Origin of the sequence: Nevskia sp. (assembly GCF_051860985.1) — a bacterium.
In the GTDB taxonomy this organism is placed as follows: domain Bacteria; phylum Pseudomonadota; class Gammaproteobacteria; order Nevskiales; family Nevskiaceae; genus Nevskia.
This window is the reverse complement of record NZ_JBIMKV010000004.1, coordinates 43,560-59,311: the sequence shown is the minus strand read 5'-3', so window position 1 is coordinate 59,311 and position 15,752 is coordinate 43,560. Positions and strand designations below refer to the sequence as shown.

Annotated in this window: 14 protein-coding genes; 10 read left to right on the top strand and 4 right to left on the bottom strand. The window is 70.9% G+C overall.

Features of this window, described 5'->3' with window-relative positions; translation table 11 throughout:
* The first annotated feature begins 329 nt into the window (after positions 1–329).
* Both ACTIGJ_RS05240 and ACTIGJ_RS05235 read left to right on the top strand, forming a co-directional pair.
* Complete coding sequence (locus ACTIGJ_RS05240) at positions 330–1,037, top strand: winged helix-turn-helix domain-containing protein (protein ID WP_439639232.1); 708 nt, start codon at positions 330–332, stop codon at positions 1,035–1,037.
* A gap of 10 nt (positions 1,038–1,047) precedes the next feature.
* Complete coding sequence (locus ACTIGJ_RS05235) at positions 1,048–2,433, top strand: ATP-binding protein (protein WP_439639231.1); 1,386 nt, start codon at positions 1,048–1,050, stop codon at positions 2,431–2,433.
* A 4-nt stretch (positions 2,434–2,437) separates the two neighbouring features.
* On the opposite strand, the gene ACTIGJ_RS05230 is transcribed toward ACTIGJ_RS05235, so the two are convergent.
* Positions 2,438–3,718 carry an MFS transporter gene (locus ACTIGJ_RS05230; protein WP_439639230.1) on the bottom strand — a complete coding sequence of 427 codons (1,281 nt, stop codon included), beginning with the start codon at positions 3,716–3,718 and terminating at the stop codon, positions 2,438–2,440.
* Positions 3,719–3,723: 5 nt separating this feature from the next.
* On the bottom strand, positions 3,724–4,611 hold the full coding sequence (gene rsmI / locus ACTIGJ_RS05225; protein WP_439639229.1) for a 16S rRNA (cytidine(1402)-2'-O)-methyltransferase: 888 nt from the start codon (positions 4,609–4,611) through the stop codon (positions 3,724–3,726).
* Between the two features lie 51 nt (positions 4,612–4,662).
* Here rsmI and ACTIGJ_RS05220 point away from each other — a divergent pair, with 51 nt between their 5' ends.
* From ACTIGJ_RS05220 to ACTIGJ_RS05195, 6 genes are read left to right on the top strand one after another with little or no spacing between them, the layout of a single operon-like run.
* Positions 4,663–6,660, top strand: coding sequence for a penicillin-binding protein activator (locus tag ACTIGJ_RS05220; protein ID WP_439639228.1), 1,998 nt, complete (start codon positions 4,663–4,665; stop codon positions 6,658–6,660).
* A 5-nt stretch (positions 6,661–6,665) separates the two neighbouring features.
* A complete protein-coding gene (locus ACTIGJ_RS05215; protein WP_439639419.1) occupies positions 6,666–7,004 on the top strand; it encodes a YraN family protein in 339 nt (112 codons plus the stop codon).
* Entirely contained in the window at positions 6,994–8,391 is a 1,398-nt protein-coding gene (locus ACTIGJ_RS05210; protein ID WP_439639227.1) for an FAD-binding oxidoreductase, read from the top strand. Before ACTIGJ_RS05215 ends, ACTIGJ_RS05210 begins: the two co-directional genes overlap by 11 nt.
* Positions 8,392–8,401: 10 nt before the next feature.
* Positions 8,402–8,935: an MOSC domain-containing protein gene (locus ACTIGJ_RS05205; RefSeq protein WP_439639226.1), complete on the top strand. Its 534-nt coding sequence runs from the start codon at positions 8,402–8,404 to the stop codon at positions 8,933–8,935.
* Positions 8,936–8,938: 3 nt separating this feature from the next.
* A complete protein-coding gene (locus ACTIGJ_RS05200) occupies positions 8,939–9,352 on the top strand; it encodes a DUF1428 domain-containing protein (RefSeq protein WP_439639225.1) in 414 nt (137 codons plus the stop codon).
* Complete coding sequence (locus ACTIGJ_RS05195) at positions 9,349–10,314, top strand: isoaspartyl peptidase/L-asparaginase family protein (RefSeq protein WP_439639224.1); 966 nt, start codon at positions 9,349–9,351, stop codon at positions 10,312–10,314. Before ACTIGJ_RS05200 ends, ACTIGJ_RS05195 begins: the two co-directional genes overlap by 4 nt.
* Positions 10,315–10,320: 6 nt before the next feature.
* Here ACTIGJ_RS05195 and ACTIGJ_RS05190 read toward each other — a convergent pair whose 3' ends face one another.
* On the bottom strand, positions 10,321–11,625 hold the full coding sequence (locus tag ACTIGJ_RS05190) for an adenylate/guanylate cyclase domain-containing protein (protein WP_439639223.1): 1,305 nt from the start codon (positions 11,623–11,625) through the stop codon (positions 10,321–10,323).
* Between the two features lie 168 nt (positions 11,626–11,793).
* On the opposite strand from ACTIGJ_RS05190, the gene ACTIGJ_RS05185 reads away from it, so the two are divergent.
* Complete coding sequence (locus ACTIGJ_RS05185) at positions 11,794–12,864, top strand: diguanylate cyclase domain-containing protein (RefSeq protein WP_439639222.1); 1,071 nt, start codon at positions 11,794–11,796, stop codon at positions 12,862–12,864.
* Positions 12,865–12,916: 52 nt separating this feature from the next.
* Here the strand turns inward: ACTIGJ_RS05185 and ACTIGJ_RS05180 are convergent, their stop codons facing one another.
* The gene (locus tag ACTIGJ_RS05180) at positions 12,917–14,731 is read right to left on the bottom strand and encodes a monovalent cation:proton antiporter-2 (CPA2) family protein (RefSeq protein ID WP_439639221.1); all 1,815 of its coding nucleotides are present in this window, start codon (positions 14,729–14,731) and stop codon (positions 12,917–12,919) included.
* Between the two features lie 80 nt (positions 14,732–14,811).
* On the opposite strand from ACTIGJ_RS05180, the gene ACTIGJ_RS05175 reads away from it, so the two are divergent.
* On the top strand, positions 14,812–15,744 hold the full coding sequence (locus tag ACTIGJ_RS05175) for a phospholipase A (protein ID WP_439639220.1): 933 nt from the start codon (positions 14,812–14,814) through the stop codon (positions 15,742–15,744).
* Positions 15,745–15,752: the final 8 nt, after the last annotated feature.

The following is a 15,752-nucleotide window of genomic DNA, read 5'->3' as shown; positions in this document are numbered from 1 at the left end:
CGTGAGCGGGAGCGTGATGGTGGCCAGCAGGCCGGCGAAGATGACGGACCACAACAGCGGCCCGATGCGGCGCCGATCGGCAGCGGTGAGGTTTGCGGCGGAAAGTCCGGGGGGGCGCATGTCGCCTTGACCTGGGAAAGGGAGCGGCACCTTGCCGGCTCGCGCCTGACCCCAGCGTTGACGCAAGATGAATTACGGTTAATGAACCGGACAGCTTGTTGCCATCCGGCGCGCGGCAGAGTGCGCCGAATCTTCAGGCTGCCGAGAATTCCGATGTCCACCGCGATGTCCGGTTTGATCCCTTCCCCCTGCCTTCACCGAGCCCTGCCATGCGCTTTCTGCTGATCGAGGATGACCTGCAGATGGCGGGCTACCTGGTCAAGGCGCTGGCCGAGGCCGGCCATGTTGCCGACCACGCCGCCACCGGCCGCGACGGATTGTTCCTGGCGTCCAGCGAAACCTACGACGCGTTGATCGTCGACCGGCTGCTGCCGCTGATGGACGGGCTGGCGGTGATCGGCGTGCTGCGCGCCACCGGCCGGCAGACGCCGGTGATGATCCTGTCGGCGCTCGACGATGTCGACGAACGCATCCGCGGCCTGCGCGCCGGCGGCGACGACTACCTGGTCAAGCCGTTCGTGTTCCGGGAATTGCTGGCGCGGCTGGAAGCGATCGTCCGCCGGGCGCAGCCCAACAGCCAAGGCGCCGTCACCGTGACGCGGTTGCGGGTCAGCAACCTGGAGCTGGACCCGCTGTCGCGCCAGGTGCGCCGTGCCGGCCAGCTGATCGACCTGAAGCCGCAGGAGTTCCGCCTGCTGGAATTCCTGATGCGCCACGCCGGCCAGGTGGTGACGCGGACGATGATTCTGGAGTCGGTCTGGGACTATCACTTCGATCCCCAGACCAATGTCATCGACGTCCACGTATCGCGGCTGCGTGCCAAGATCGACCGCGATCACGCCAAGCCGCTGATCCACACCGTGCGCGGCGCCGGCTACTGCCTGCGCGAGCCGGAAGCGGTTGCAGACATCCTCTGAGCCGCACCGGATGACCGCTCGCCGGCTGTCGTGGTTGCGTTCGCTGTCGGCGCGCGTGGTGCTGCTCAACACCGGCATCACCATCGGTCTGTCGGGGCTGATGATCCTGGTGCTGTGCTGGCTCGCCGAAGGCTTCATGCAGGAGCATCTCGACGACACCGTGCTCGATGAGATCCGCATCCTGGAAGCGGAGTTCGGCGTCGACGGCCGACGTGGCGTGCAGATGCTGATCAGCCGCCGGCTGACCGAGAACCCCGACGGCCGCCAGGCCTACCTGCTGGTCAACGAGGACGGGCAGTGGCTGGCCGGCAATCTGCCGGCCATGCCGAAGCAGGCGGCCTCGCGCGCCGGCTGGTACGAACTGCCAACCCTGCACCGCGCCGCCGACGCCACGCTGCGGCTGCGCATCGTCCGCCTGATCGACGGCAGCCGGCTGGCAGTCGGCTTCGACAACCACGAGATCATCGCTTTCGTGAACGCGCTGCAGCGCGCGACCAGCCTGGGCTTCGCGGTGACCGTGCTGCTCGGCCTGCTGGCCGGCGCGCTGTCGAGCCGGATGACGCTCGGCAATCTCGACATCATCAACCACACGGCGGTGCGGATCATCGACGGCGATCTCGGCCAGCGCGTGCCGCTGCGCGGCAGCAACGACGAGTTCGACCGCCTGAGCGCGACGCTGAACGAGATGCTCGACCGGATCGGCGAGCTGATGGCCTCGGTCAAGCACGCCACCGACAGCATCGCCCACGACCTGCGCTCACCGCTGGCGCGGATGCGCAACCGCATCGAGATGGCGCGGCTGGCGGCGCCCATCGATCCGGCCGCCCAGCAGGACCTGCTCGACGAGCTGTGCAGCGAAGTCGATCGGGTGCTGACCGTGTTCGCCTCGCTGCTGCGGCTGGCGACCATCGAATCGGGTGTGCTGCGCAGCGGCTTCCAGCGCATCGACCTGCGGCCGCTGGTCGATGACGCGGTGAGCCTCTACGAGGCGCTGGCCAGCGAGCGCGACATCAGCGTGTCGCTGTCGATCGGCCTGCCGGCCACCGACGGCAGCGCCGTCGACGGCGATCGCGATCTGCTGTTCCAGGCGGTCTGCAATCTGCTCGACAACGCCGTGAAATTCTCGCCGGACGGCGCTGCGATCGCGGTCACGCTGGAGCAGGTGCAGGGCCAGCTGCAGATCGCCGTCCGCGACCAGGGCCCGGGCGTTCCAGCGGAGCAGCGCGAACGCGTGTTCGATCGCCTGGTACGGCTCGACACCAGCCGCAACAGCCCCGGCTACGGCCTGGGCCTGAGCCTGGTGCGCGGCATCGCCCGCCTGCATCGCGGCGACGCCCGGCTGTTCGACGGCGCGCCGGGCACGCTGGCCGTGCTGACCCTGCCGCCGGCCGCCTGAGCGTTCAGCCGTCGCGCGCGTCGCGGTCCAGCCGCAGCCGCAGCAGTTCGCCCGAGCGGCGCCAGACCCAGACCACGATCGCCAGGGTCAGGCCGCTGCCGATCAGCACCGAGCGGGTGGCGCCGAACACGGCGGCCGAGGTGCCGGCCTGGAAGGCGCCGAGCTCGTTGGACGTACTGATGAAGATGCTGTTGACCGACAGCACGCGGCCGCGCAGGTGATCCGGCGGCATCATCTGCAGGATGGTGCTGCGGATCACCACGCTGATCGAATCGAAGGCGCCGCTGGCGCACAGGGCCAGGGCCGACAGCCACAGCGTGCGCGACAGGCCGAACACCAGGATCGACAGCCCGAAGCCGGCAACCGCGATCAGCAGGTTGCGCCAGGCATGGCGCATCGGCGGGTAACGGGTCAGCAGCAGCACGGTGACCAGCGCCCCGATCGCCGGCGCGGCACGCAGGATGCCGAGACCGCCGGCGCCGATCTGCAGCACGTCCTCGGCGAACACCGGCAGCACCGCCACCACGCCGCCGAACAGCACGGAGAACAGGTCCAGCGAGATCGAGTACAGGATGATCTTCGAGCGCCAGACGAAGCGCAGGCCTTCGCTCAGGCTCTGCCAGACCGATTCGCCGTGCGCCACCGCGACCGGCGGGCGCGGCCTGATCCGCAGGACCATCAGCGATTGCAGCAGCAGCAGCGCGCAGACCACGACCAGGCTGCGCGTCAATCCGGCACCGGCATAGAGGAAGCCGCCGATCACCGGGCCGAGGATCGAACCGGCCTGGCCGGCGCTGCTGCTCCAGGCGCTGGCGTTGGCGTACAGCTCGCGCGGCACCAGGAAGCCGCGCAGCGCGCTGACCGCCGGGGCCTGGAAACCGCGCGCCAGCCCGAACGCCGCGACCACGCCGTAGCAGCCGGCCAGCAGCGCGGTCTGCGACAGCCCGGCGCGCACAGCAGGCAGGGTCAGCCAGGTCAGGAACAGCGAGCCGGTGAGGATGAAGCCCAGCGCCAGCAGGATGATCCGGCGCTTGTCGCGACGATCGGCGACATGGCCGCCATAGAGCGCCACGGCGATGAACGGCAGCGCTTCGGCCAGCCCGAGCAGACCGAGCACCAGCGGATCGCGGGTGATCAGGTACAGCTCGTAGGCAATGGCGATTTCCTGGATCGTGATCGCGATCGTGAATAGGAAGTTGCCAAAGATCAGGTGGCGGTATTCGGCATGGCGCAACGCCGCGAAGGCATCGCCGGAGGCCGGCGTTTCAGGAGCGGATGCCGACACGGAGCTTATTCGGCTGCGGTTGCGGCGGCGTCGCCGCCGAGCGTCAGCGCCAGCTGGTACAGCGGCTTCTTCGGCGCGCCGGTGATCTCCGCCGCCAGCCGCGCCGCGCGCGAGGCCGGCAGTTCGGCGAGCAGCAGGCGCAGCACCCGTTCGGCCTCGCGGCTGTCGGCCTGATCCGGCGCACCTTCGATGACCAGCACGAACTCGCCGCGGCCGCGGTTGGGATCGCCGCGCTGCCAGTCGCGCAGCTCGCCGGCCGGCAGGGTGATGCTCTGCTCGAAGCGCTTGGTCAGCTCGCGGGCGATGCAGACCCGGCGCGCCGGGCCCAGTTCGGCCAGCAGGTCGTCGAGGCTGTCCTCGATGCGGTGGGTCGACTCGTAGAAGATCGCGGTGCGCGGCTCGTCCTTCAGCTGCGCGAACGCGGCCCGCCGGGCCGCCGACTTGGCCGGCAGGAAGCCGGCGAACAGGAAGCGATCGGTGGCCAGCCCGGAAATCGACAGCGCGGCGATTGCCGCGCACGGCCCCGGCACCGTGTAGACCGGCTGGCCCGCCAGCCGCGCCGCCCGCACCAGCGCGTAGCCGGGATCGGAAATCAGCGGCGTGCCGGCGTCCGACACCAGCGCCAGCGTGCCCCCGGCGGCCAGTTCGGCGACCAGGCCATCCGCCAGCTTCGATTCGTTGTGGTCGTGCAGCGCCACCAGCCCGCCCGGCGGCGTGCGGATGCCGAAATGACCGAGCAGCGCGGCGGTGTTGCGGGTGTCCTCGGCGGCGATCCGCTGGACGCCGGCCAGCACCGCCTGCGCGCGGGCCGACAGGTCGCCAAGGTTGCCGATCGGGGTGGCTACTACGTAAAGCGCGCCAGCTTCGAGGCTGCCTTCGACAGGGAGGGTCACGGACGGAAACACGGGGGTCAGCGGCAGAAAGGCCGTGCCATACTTTACTTGATGACCTCCAATCGCCACGTCCGCGCCGCGCGCCAGCGACGCCTTCCGTCGACTCGCCACGCCACGCTCGCGCTGTCGTCCGCCCTGTTCCTGATCGCCTGTTCATCGACCGGCACGCCGATCGTCAGCCGTTACCCCGGCGGCGGCAGCGGTCATTCGAGCGCCGCTGCACCGGCCGCCAGCGACACCGCGCTGGCCAGCCAGGCCGAGGCGCTGCTGAGCCGGGGCGACCCGGCCGGCGCCTCGCGGATGTTCATGGCCGCAGCGGTGGCCGCCAGCGGCCACGAGGCCAACGATTTCCGGTTGCGCGCCGCCGCCGCCGCCCTCGCCGCCGGCGACCCGGCGCGCGCCGACCTGCTGCTCGACCAGATTCCCGCGCCGTTCGGCGATCAGCCCGGTCAGGCCGCGCAGCAAGGCCGCTACCGGCTGCTGCGCGCCCAGACGGCGCTGGCCCGCAACGATCCGCAGCGCGCGCTGCGGCTGCTGCCGCAGGGCGATCTCGGTGGCGACCCGCAGACGGCCGAGCAGACGCTGCTGGTCCGCGCCCAGGCGCTGGCGCGCAGCAACGATCCGGTGTCGGCCGTCGCCACGCTGGTCAACCGCGAGCGCTATCTGAGCGGCATCGTCGCGCTCGGCGACAACCGCGAGCTGCTGTGGAACCTGCTGCAGGGCGCCACGCTGGATACCGCCACGATCAACCGGGCGCTGGCCGCCACGCCGATCACCCGGGGCTGGGTGGAACTGGCGACGCTGGCCCGCCGCCGCGCGCCGCCCGGCGAGCTGGACGGCTGGCGCAAGCGCTATCCGCGCCATCCCGGCGAGGAACGGCTGGCGGCACTGCTCGTCACCGACACGTCGACTTCGTTTGCCGATCCGGCGCTGCCCGGCGTCGGCGCGGTACCGGTGCCGATTCAGGGGGCCGGGTCAGCTGCGGTGCCGCTGGCCGGCGCCGGCAGCGTCGCGCTGCTGCTGCCGCAGAGCGGGCCGCTGGCCAGCCTTGCCGATGCGCTGCGGGCCGGCTACGAAAGCGCCGCGCGCACGGCCGGCGAGCCGGCGCCGCGCCTGTACGACACCAGCGGCTACGCGCAGGCGCTGGCCGATGGCGCCGGCGTGATCGTTGGCCCGCTGCCGAAGGACGCGCTGACCGCCGTCGCGGCCGCGCCGTCGCTGGCGGTGCCGGTGCTGGGCCTGAACTACCTCGACGGCAACCGCGTGGCGCCGGCCGGCCTGTACCAGTTCGGCCTGGCGCCGGAAGACGAGGCCCGCGCCGCCGCCGAAGACGCCTTCGCCCGCGGCCTGTCGCGCGCGCTGACCATGGTGCCGGCCACCGACTGGGGCAACCGCGTGCAGGTGGCCTTCGCGGCCCGCTTCCGCGAACTCGGCGGCACGGTCGTCGAATCCGGCCGCTACTCCGGCGAGCCGCAGGCCTGGTCCGATCCGGTCAAGCGGCTGCTGCGCTATGTCGCGATCAACGACAAGAAGGCGGCCGCCGAAGCCCGCGCCAAGGCCGGGCCGGATGTCGACCCGCAGCGGCGCAACGATTTCGACTTCGTGTTCCTGGCCGGCCGCGCCTCCCAGGCGCGCGTGCTGTGGCCGCTGTTCCGCTACTACCACGCCGACCGCACGCCGGTGTACGCGACCTCGGCCGTCAACGAATCGGTCGGCGACGGCGATCTGGCTGGCATCCGCTTCTGCGACGCGCCGTGGCTGGTCGAATCCGGCGGCCAGCGGCAGACGGTGCGCGACGAGGCGCTGAACGGCCGCAGCCGCGAGGCGGCGCGCTTCTTCGCGTTCGGCGTCGATGCCCAGGCACTGGCCGGCCGCATCGCCCGCAACCAGCTGCACGGTGGCGAACTGGTGCCCGGCGTCACCGGCGCGCTTGGCGTCGACACCAGTGGCGCGGTGCGCCGCAAGCTCGCTTGCGCGCAGATGACCAACGGCGGCGATCCGGCGCTGCTGCCGCCACCCGACGCCAGCCGCGTGCCGATCACGCCGTGAGCTGGCTGCGCGGCGTCGATGCGGAAACGCGGGCGCAGCGCTTCCTCGAAGGACGCGGCCTGCGCCTGATCGCCCGCAACTGGCGCTGCAAGGGCGGCGAGCTGGACCTGCTGATGGACGACGGCAGCACGCTGGCGGTGATCGAAGTCCGCAGCCGCGCGCGCAGCGACTACGGCAGTGCGCTGGAATCGGTCGATGCCCGCAAGCGCAGCCGGCTGGTGCACGCCACGCAGCTGTTCCTGGTCGCCCATCCGGAACACGCCCAGCGCGAGGTGCGCTTCGACGTGGTGACCGTCGAAGGCACCGAGCTGCAATGGCTGAAGGCGGCCTTCGATGGCGGCTGAAGCGGCCACCGTCGCGCTGCGCCGGCTGAAGGAGGCGCTGCCACCCGAGCGGCTGCTGCTCGATCCCGGCGAACGCCTGGCCTACGGCTACGACAACAGCCGCCGGGTGGCGATGCCCGATGCCGTGGTGCTGGCCGAATCGGTGGCCGAGGTGCAGCTGGCCGTCGACCTCTGCCGCACGCACGGCCTGCCGCTGGTCGCCCGCGGGCGCGGCACCAACACCACCGGGGCAACGGTGCCGATTCACGGCGGGCTGGTGCTGTCGCTGGAGCGCATGAGCCGCGTGCTGCGGGTATCGCCGGGCGACCGGCTGCTCGAATGCGAAGCCGGCGCGCTCAACGGCGACGTGCAGCGCGAGGCTGCCCGGCATGGCCTGTTCTGGGCGCCGGACCCGACCAGCGCGGCGTACTCGACGGTCGGCGGCAATCTCGCCTGCGGTGCCGGCGGGCCGCGCGCGGTGAAGTACGGCACCGCGCGCGACAACGTTCTTGGCCTGCGCGCGATCGCCGGCACGGGTACCGCGATCCGGACCGGCTGCTACACCACCAAGGGCGTGGTCGGCTACGACCTGACCCGGCTGCTGATCGGTTCCGAAGGCACGCTGGCGGTGATCACCCAGGCCGCGCTCAAGCTGCTGCCGGCGCCTGAAACCACGCGCACCCTTCGCGCCGCCTATCGCGACGTCGAGGCAGCGGCAGCGGCGGTGGCGCGGCTGATGGCGCAGCCGGAAACGCCGGCCAGCCTGGAATTTCTCGATGCCGATGCCGTGCAGCTGGCGCAGGCGCATCGCGACTGCGGCCTGCCACCGGACTGCGGCGCGCTGCTGCTGATCGACTGCGATGGCAGCCATGCCGGCATCGCGGCGGTGGTCGCGGCGGTCAGCGCGGCCGCCGCCGGCGAGGGCCTGATCGACCTGCGCGCCGCCCGCTCGGAAGCCGAGGCCGAAGACCTCTGGGCGGCCCGCAAGGCGCTGTCACCGGCGCTGCGCAAGCTGGCGCCGAAGAAGGTCAACGAGGATGTCGCGGTGCCGGTCACCCGGCTGCCGGAGCTGATCCACGGCGTCGGCGCGCTGTCGCGCCAGCACGGCATCCGCATCGTCTGCTTCGGCCATGCCGGCAATGGCAACATCCACGTCAACCTGCTGGCCGATCCGGATGATCCGGCGCAGATGGCGGTCATCGAACCCTGCCTGCACGCGGTGTTCCGGCTGGTGCTGAGCCTCGACGGCACGCTGTCCGGCGAGCATGGCGTCGGCATCGACAAGCGCGCCTTCGTGGCCTGGGAAATCGATGCGCAGACGCTTTCGATGATGCAGGCGGTCAAGCGCAGCTTCGACCCGGCCGGCATCCTCAATCCCGGCAAGGCGCTGCCGGCCGCCCCGACCTGAGAACGCTGCGATGACGATGAGTCTGAAAGAGCTGATGAACGCGCCGATGCGCCCCGGCCGGCTCGACTGGATCGGCCTGCGCCCGGCGCGCCGCGAAACGCTGAAGGCGGTCGACGAGGCGCGCGTGGAGATCGGCGGCGGCCTGGTCGGCGATCACTTCACCGGCCCGGCCGATGCCAAGCGGATGGTGTCGATGATCCAGGCCGAACATCTGGTGGCGGTTGCCGGCATCCTCGGCCGGCCGGCCGTCACACCGTTCATGACCCGCCGCAACCTGGTGATTTCCGGCCTCAACCTGCTGGCCCTGAAAGGCCGCACATTCACCATCGGCGAGGCGCTGTTCGCCTACACCGGTCCCTGCGCGCCCTGCGGGCGGATGGACGAAAACCTCGGCCCCGGCGGCTTCCAGGCGATGCGCGGCCACGGCGGCATCATCACCCGGGTGCTGCGGCCGGGCACCATCCGGGTCGGTGACGCGGTGGTGGTGCTGGACCTTCCGCAGCAGCCGTCGCTGGCGCTGCTGACCTATCCCGACGAGGAATGAACGATGGCGTATGTCGATGGCTTCGTGCTACCGGTGCCGGTGGCGAAACTGGCGGACTACCGCAAGCTGGCGCGCAAGGCGGGCAAGATCTGGATCGAGCACGGCGCGCTGGCCTATACCGAATGCGTCGCCGATGACATCAAGCCCGGCAAGCTGACCTCGTTTCCGCAGAGCGTGAAGCTGAAGGCTGACGAGACGGTGATCTTCGCGTGGATCGTCTACCCGTCGCGCAAGCAGCGCGACAGCATCAACGCCAAGGTGATGAACGACCCGAGGCTGGCCAGCATGGCCGACCCGGCGAACCATCCGTTCGACGGCAAGCGCATGTTCTGGGGCGGCTTCAAGCCGATCGTCGAGCTGCGCGCCACGCCGGCGGCCGGCCCGGACACCCCTCCGGACACAGCCGAGCCGGCATGAGCGACCGCGACGCCCCTTCCGACCGGCTGCGCTTCGCGCTGCACGGCGGCGCCGGCGAACTGCCGGACGACGCCGGCCCGCAGACCGAGCAGCGCGCCGCGCTGGATGCCATCGCCCGCGCGGCGGTGGCGCTGCTCCGGGCCGGCGGCAGCGCGCTGGACGCGGTGACCTTGGCGGTCGAGCAGCTGGAGCAATGCCCGCTGTTCAATGCCGGCATCGGCGCGGTGCTGAACCGCGACGGCCAGCCCGAACTCGATGCCGCGATCGCCCGGGGCGAGGATCGCGGCACCGGCGCGGTGGCCGGCGTGTCGCGGGTGGCCAGCCCGATCCGGCTGGCCCGCGCGGTGATGGAGCAGAGCCCGCACGTGCTGCTGGCCGCCGACGGCGCCGAGCAGCTGGCGCGCGAGCTGGGGCTGCCGATGGTGGCACCGGAATCGTTCGTGATTCCGCTGCGCCAGGCGCAGCTGGCGGCGGCCCGGCGCAGCGGCAGCATCGCGCTCGATCACGTCGACGACCGCGCCGCGCCCGATGCCGCCTTCGGCACCGTCGGCGCCGTCGCCCGCGACCGTCACGGTCATCTGGCCGCCGCCACCTCGACCGGCGGGCTGACCAACAAGCGGCCCGGCCGGATCGGCGACACCGCGCTGTTCGGTGCCGGCACCTTCGCCGATGACGGCAGCTGCGCGATCTCCTGCACCGGCACCGGCGAATCGTTCATCCGCGCCGCCTTCGGCCAGGCCGTGCACGGCCGGATGGTCTGGGGCGGGCTGTCGCTGGAGGCCGCCTGCGCCGCCGCGCTCGACGACGTGCGCCGGCTCGGCGGCGTCGGCGGCTGCATCGCCATCGATCGCGACGGCCGGCTGTGCCTGCCGTTCAATGCCGGCGTGCTGTTCCGCGCCTGGTGGACCGGCGGCGAGACGGCCGTGCAGACCGCCGTCTGGCGCGATCGCTCAGCCGCCTAGGCCGGCTCAGGCGCTGCCGGCGGCCGGCAGCAGGAACAGGCTGACCGGCTCGGCGAAACCCTTGATCGGCAGCGGCGCGCGGCTCTGCAGGCGGGCGTCGCCGGCCAGTTCGGCGGTGCGTGCGGCGATCAGGATCTCGCCGTCGTGGGCCTGCTCGCAGAGCCGTGAGGCCAAGTTCACGGCCGGCCCGACGGCCGTGTATTCGAGCCGGGTGGCGCTGCCGATGATGCCGACGGTGACGAAGCCGCTGGCCACGCCGACGCCGATGCCCAGCGCATGGCCGGGATGGCTCCAGCGGCGGGTGACCGCGCCGGCGGCATCGCGCAGACCGTGGGCGATGCGCAGGCCGACGGCCGCATGGTCGGGCGCCGGCAGCGGCGCGCCGACCAGGATCAGGATGCCGTCGCCGGCGTAGTCCTTGATGGTGCCGCCGAACTCGGCGACCACCTGGCCAACCGCGTCGTAGTAGTCGCGCAGCACCTCGATGACCCGCGAGCTGGGGTGGCCTTCGGCGTAGGCGGTGAAGCCGCGCAGATCGCAGACGACGACGGTGATCTCGAGGAAGTTCTGTTCCATCGCCTGCTTCATGCCGCGCCGCCGGACCAGTTCGGCGACCTGCGACGACAGGAAACGCGACATGAACTGGCCGCGCTGGCCCTGCAGCACGTGGTACTGGGTGGCGCCGATCAGCAGGATCATCTCGCCGACCAGCACGGTGACCGCCGCCACCGATTCCGGCACCACGAAGCTGGTCATGAAGAACGGCATCGACGCCGCCACGCCCACCACCCGCACGCGCTCCGGCCGGTCCGGCTGGCGGCGCAGCAGCAGCAGGATCGACAGCAGGCCGGTCAGCCCGGAAAACAGGATCGGCGCGGCGAACAGCCAGAAGCCGAACCGGGTCAGCGAATCGAAGGTGCTGACGGCGAACTGGAATTCGCGGACCCGCAGCTCCGGCGCGGCGATCGCGAACACCGCATACAGCGCGCCAGACAGCTGGCCGAGGCGCAGCATCCAGTCGCCACCGCGGGTGTCGAGCGTGCCGGCCGGGACGGTGCGCCGCACCCGCAGCAGCCATTCGAGCACCAGGATCGTCGCCATCGCTTCCGGCACCGCCAGCCAGCCGCTGAACGCGGCATCGGCCGAACCGAGCACGCGGTAGCTGCCGTTGACGAAGATCGCCACGCCGATCATCGCCAGCGTGGCCGACAGCGCCCGCGAGGTCGGCGAATCCCGGTCGGCGGAGATGAACGCCAGCGCCATGCCGAGCGCGACCAGCGACACCAGTACCTGGGGGATCAGAGCATCCATGGCCGGGATGATAAAGCGCGCCCGCGCCGCTCATCGGGCTGGCGATACCGCTGGAATCGGCGTTTGCCGCCGCCCTGCCCGCTTGTTCCGGGACCGGCGCCGGTCATCGGCGCAACGCGGCGGCCGGCCGGCGGCTGACCAGAATCGCGTCCATCACTACGGGACGCCATGAACGGATCGATCGACACTTCACTGGTTTTCGCCACCTACTGCTCGGCAGTGGTGACGACCGGCAGTGCGCTCGGTCTGGCCAAGCTGACCGGCGCGCTCGAAGGCCCGCGCCGGCCACTCGGCTACGGCCTGTCGGCGCTGGCGCTGGGCACCGGGCTGTGGACGCTGCACCACGTCGGCAGCCGCGCCGCCGGCCTGCACAGCGCCGTCGATGCCGCACCGGCGATGGCCCTGATGTCGTGGCTGGCGACCGTCGCGGTGGCGCTGCTGGCGCTGCACATGATCGTCCGCAGCGGCCTGCGCCTGACCTGGCTGCCGACGGTCGGCATCGCGCTGCCGGTCGGCGCGCTGCTGACCACGCTGCAGCAGGCCGGCATCGCCGCCAGCGACGCTGCGCCGGTCGGCCCGAATGCCGACAACGGCGTGTTCGGCGCCGCCCTCGGAGCGGCGCTGATGCTGGCCACGCTCGGCACCCTGCTGGCCGACCGCCAGTGGACCGCCGTGCGGGCAGCCCGCGAACGCGAACGCCGTGAGGTGCAGCGCATCCATCGCCTGGCCTATTACGACGACGTCACCGGCCTGCCGAACCGCAGCCTGTTCACCGAAAAGCTGCTGCGCCAGCTGGTCGACGCCGGCAGCCGCGACACCGCGCCGTTCGGGCTGATCTACGCCGAACTGCGCGACTACCGCCAGCTGCTGCAACGTTTCGGCGACGAGCGCATGCACGCCGTGCTGCGGGCGCTGACCGACCGGCTGGGCGCCGATGTGGCCCCTGGCGACCTGCTGGCGCGACTGTCCAGCGACGGCCTGATCCTGTTCGTCCGCGAACAGGGCGACCGCGACACCGCCGCCGCCGTGTCCCGGCTGTGCGCGCTGCTGAGCACGCCGATCCTCGAATCCGGCGACAGCTTCCGCTTCACCTGGGGCATCGGCCACAGCCGTTACCCCGAACACGGCCAGTCGACCCAGGCGCTGATCCGCGCGGCCACCGCCGTGCAGCGCCAGATCGGCACCGAAGCGCCAGCGCTGGCCTCCTCCACCCGCCCGAGGCTGGCGCTGGCGTCCTGATTTTCCGTTGTCCTGTGTTTCTCCCTGACCCTGAGCCTTGGGCCGCGACGAGCTAAACCTCTCGCGGCCTCTTTTTTGGCCCGCCGCTTTCCGCCTGCCGCTCCGCCTTGTCGGCCGCCTCGGCATCGGCCTCGAACAGCTGTTCGAGCTCCCGGGAGAAATCCTTGGCGGTCTGGATCAGCGCCTTCTCGTCGCGATAGATCGCGTGCTGCTTCATCAGCGTGTCCTGGTCGAAGCGGCGGAAGCGATCGAGCTCGCGGGCGATCTGTTCGTCCGGCTCGCCGAGCGCGCGCAGCAGATCACCGGTGATCTCCAGGCTGGAGGCATAGGCGCGGCGGACGATGTCGGTGATGCCGAGATCCATCAGCCGCATCGCGTGGTTGCGGTCGCGGGCGCAGGCGAAGATGCGCAGGTTCGGGAAGTGCCGGCGCACCACCTCGGCCACCCGCAGGCTCTGCTCGACGTCGGCGATCGCCAGCACGAAGAAGCGCGCCTTGTCGGCCTTCGCCGCGCGCAGCACTTCGACCCGGCCGGCGTCGCTGTAGAAGATGGTGTTGCCGAACTGGCGCACGAAGTCGACCTGCTTGGCATCGCGCTCCAGCACCGTGTACGGAATCTTCTTGACCCGCAGCATGCGGCCGACGATCTGCCCGAACGGCCCGAAACCGGCCAGGATCACGTCGTGCTCCGGCACGTCGATGGCGTCATAGGCCGGGGCCTCGCGGTGCGCGCGGCGGAAGCGCGCGACCAGCGCGTACAGCGGCGGCGTGGCGATCATCGAGGCGGTGACGATGACGATCAGCAGATCCTTCATCTCGGCCGCCATGATGCCGCCGGCCGCCGCGATGCCGAGCAGCACGAAGGCGAATTCACCGCCCTGCGGCAGTGCGAAGGCCAGTGAGCGGGACGACTCCGCCGGCAGGCCGGAGACGCGGCCGATCAGGTACAGGATCAGCGCCTTGACGCCGATCAGCACGGCCACCGCAACGGCGATCTGCAGCGGCTGCTCGATCGCCAGCGCCAGCTTCGCCGACATGCCGACGGCGATGAAGAACAGTCCGAGCAGCAGACCCTTGAACGGCTCGATGTCGGCCTGCAGCTCGTGGCGGTATTCGGAATCGGCCAGCAGCACGCCGGCCAGGAAGGCGCCGAGCGACATCGACAGGCCCACCGCTTCCATCGCCAGCGCGGTGCCGGCCACCGTCAGCAGCGCCGCTGCGGTGAACAGCTCCGGCATGTCGATCGACGCCAGCCGCCGGAACACCGGCCGCAGCAGATAGCGACCGCCGAGCACCACCAGCACCAGCGCAACCACCGCCTTGGCCGGCCCGACCCAGCCGCCATCGCCCTCGTGCCCCGGCGTCGGCGCACCGAGGAACGGCAGCAGCGCCAGGAACGGAATCACCGCCAGATCCTGGAACAGCAGGATCGCGAACGCCGCCCGGCCGTGGTGGTCCGCCAGTTCCTTGCGCTCGGCCAGCATCTGCAGCACGAACGCGGTCGACGACATCGCCAGCGCGAAGCCGGCGACCAGCGCCGCGACCGGCGGCAGCCCGGCCGCCAGCGCGATGCCGGACAGCGCGGCGGTGCTCAGCATCACCTGCGCGCCGCCGAGGCCGAAGACATGGCTGCGCAGCAGCCAGAGCCGGGAAATCTGCAGTTCCAGGCCGATCACGAACATCAGCAGCACGACGCCGAATTCTGAGGCGTGCAGCACCCGCTCGACGTCGTCGATCAGGCCCAGTCCGCTGGGGCCGATCAGCATGCCGGCGAACAGGTAGCCGAGCACGGCACCGAGACCGAAACGCTTGAACAGGGGCACGGCGACAACCGCCGAGGCGAGGAACAGCACGGTTTCGGTCAGCATCTGGCGATCTGCGGTGGCCCTGCGGAACGGGGCGGATTTCGGCTATCGTCAGGTTTCACCCTGAACGACAAGGACGCGCGATGCAGCTTCGCGGCGGCTGGATTTCGTGGTTCATCATAGCCTGCGCGCCCGCCGCGCTTGCCGACGCCGGCGCTGCTGGCGTCGCCGTCCCGGCGGCGGTCACCGCAGCCGCCGCCGAACACGCCGGAGAGCCGGCCGCCGAACCGGTCATCCAGACCGAGCCGCCGCCCAAGGACGCGCCGTGGAGCATCGCCACCGATCTTGAAAGCTTCTCGCTGACCGCCGACGCCCGCGGCCTGTCGCTGCACAAGCCGATGTACCTGCTGCCGGCGACCTACTCCGGCCGCTACCCTGGCGAGGACAGCGAGGTGCTGTTCTCGATCTCGCTGAAATTCCGGGTCTACCGCACGCTGCCGCTGTACTTCGGCTACTCGCAGAAGTCCTATTTCCAGGCCTTCAACGGCTCCGATTCCAAGCCGTTCCGCGACAACAACTTCAACCCGGAAGTGTTCTTCCGGCTGAAGCCCAAGAAGCCGGAGAAGTGGTTCAACCTGGCGGCCGATGTCGGCATCGAGCATGAATCCAACGGCCGCTCGCTGCCCGATTCGCGCAGCTGGAATCGCATCTACCTGACGCCGTACTGGCAGACCGGCCGGACGCTGGTCTGGTGGAAATGGTGGTGGCGGATTCCGGAAGACCAGAAACGCCCGGCCACCGATCCGAAGCGCGACGACAATCCGGACATCCAGGACTACCTCGGCTACTCGGAACTCAAGATCCAGCGGCAGCTGTTCGACCACCACCAGATCTCGACGACCTTTCGCCTGAACCCGACCACCGGGCGCGGCAGCGCCGGGCTGCTGTACACGGTGCCCGGCCCCGGCGACGGCTTCTTCTGGACTTTCTATGCATTCAACGGCTACGGCGAAAGCCTGCTCGACTACAACCGCTCGGTGACCCGCGTCGGGCTCGGCATTTCGGTGGCCCGCTGAGCGCGCCG

Excerpts from the sequence above, each read along its gene's own strand:
- ACTIGJ_RS05240 (WP_439639232.1), top strand. The coding sequence starts at position 330 with ATGCGCTTTCTGCTGATCGAGGATGACCTGCAGATGGCGGGCTACCTG.
- ACTIGJ_RS05235 (WP_439639231.1), top strand. The coding sequence starts at position 1,048 with ATGACCGCTCGCCGGCTGTCGTGGTTGCGTTCGCTGTCGGCGCGCGTG.
- ACTIGJ_RS05220 (WP_439639228.1), top strand. The coding sequence starts at position 4,663 with ATGACCTCCAATCGCCACGTCCGCGCCGCGCGCCAGCGACGCCTTCCG.
- ACTIGJ_RS05210 (WP_439639227.1), top strand. The coding sequence starts at position 6,994 with ATGGCGGCTGAAGCGGCCACCGTCGCGCTGCGCCGGCTGAAGGAGGCG.
- ACTIGJ_RS05205 (WP_439639226.1), top strand. The coding sequence starts at position 8,402 with ATGACGATGAGTCTGAAAGAGCTGATGAACGCGCCGATGCGCCCCGGC.
- ACTIGJ_RS05200 (WP_439639225.1), top strand. The coding sequence starts at position 8,939 with ATGGCGTATGTCGATGGCTTCGTGCTACCGGTGCCGGTGGCGAAACTG.
- ACTIGJ_RS05195 (WP_439639224.1), top strand. The coding sequence starts at position 9,349 with ATGAGCGACCGCGACGCCCCTTCCGACCGGCTGCGCTTCGCGCTGCAC.
- ACTIGJ_RS05190 (WP_439639223.1), bottom strand. The coding sequence starts at position 11,625 with ATGGATGCTCTGATCCCCCAGGTACTGGTGTCGCTGGTCGCGCTCGGC.
- ACTIGJ_RS05185 (WP_439639222.1), top strand. The coding sequence starts at position 11,794 with ATGAACGGATCGATCGACACTTCACTGGTTTTCGCCACCTACTGCTCG.
- ACTIGJ_RS05180 (WP_439639221.1), bottom strand. The coding sequence starts at position 14,731 with ATGCTGACCGAAACCGTGCTGTTCCTCGCCTCGGCGGTTGTCGCCGTG.
- ACTIGJ_RS05175 (WP_439639220.1), top strand. The coding sequence starts at position 14,812 with ATGCAGCTTCGCGGCGGCTGGATTTCGTGGTTCATCATAGCCTGCGCG.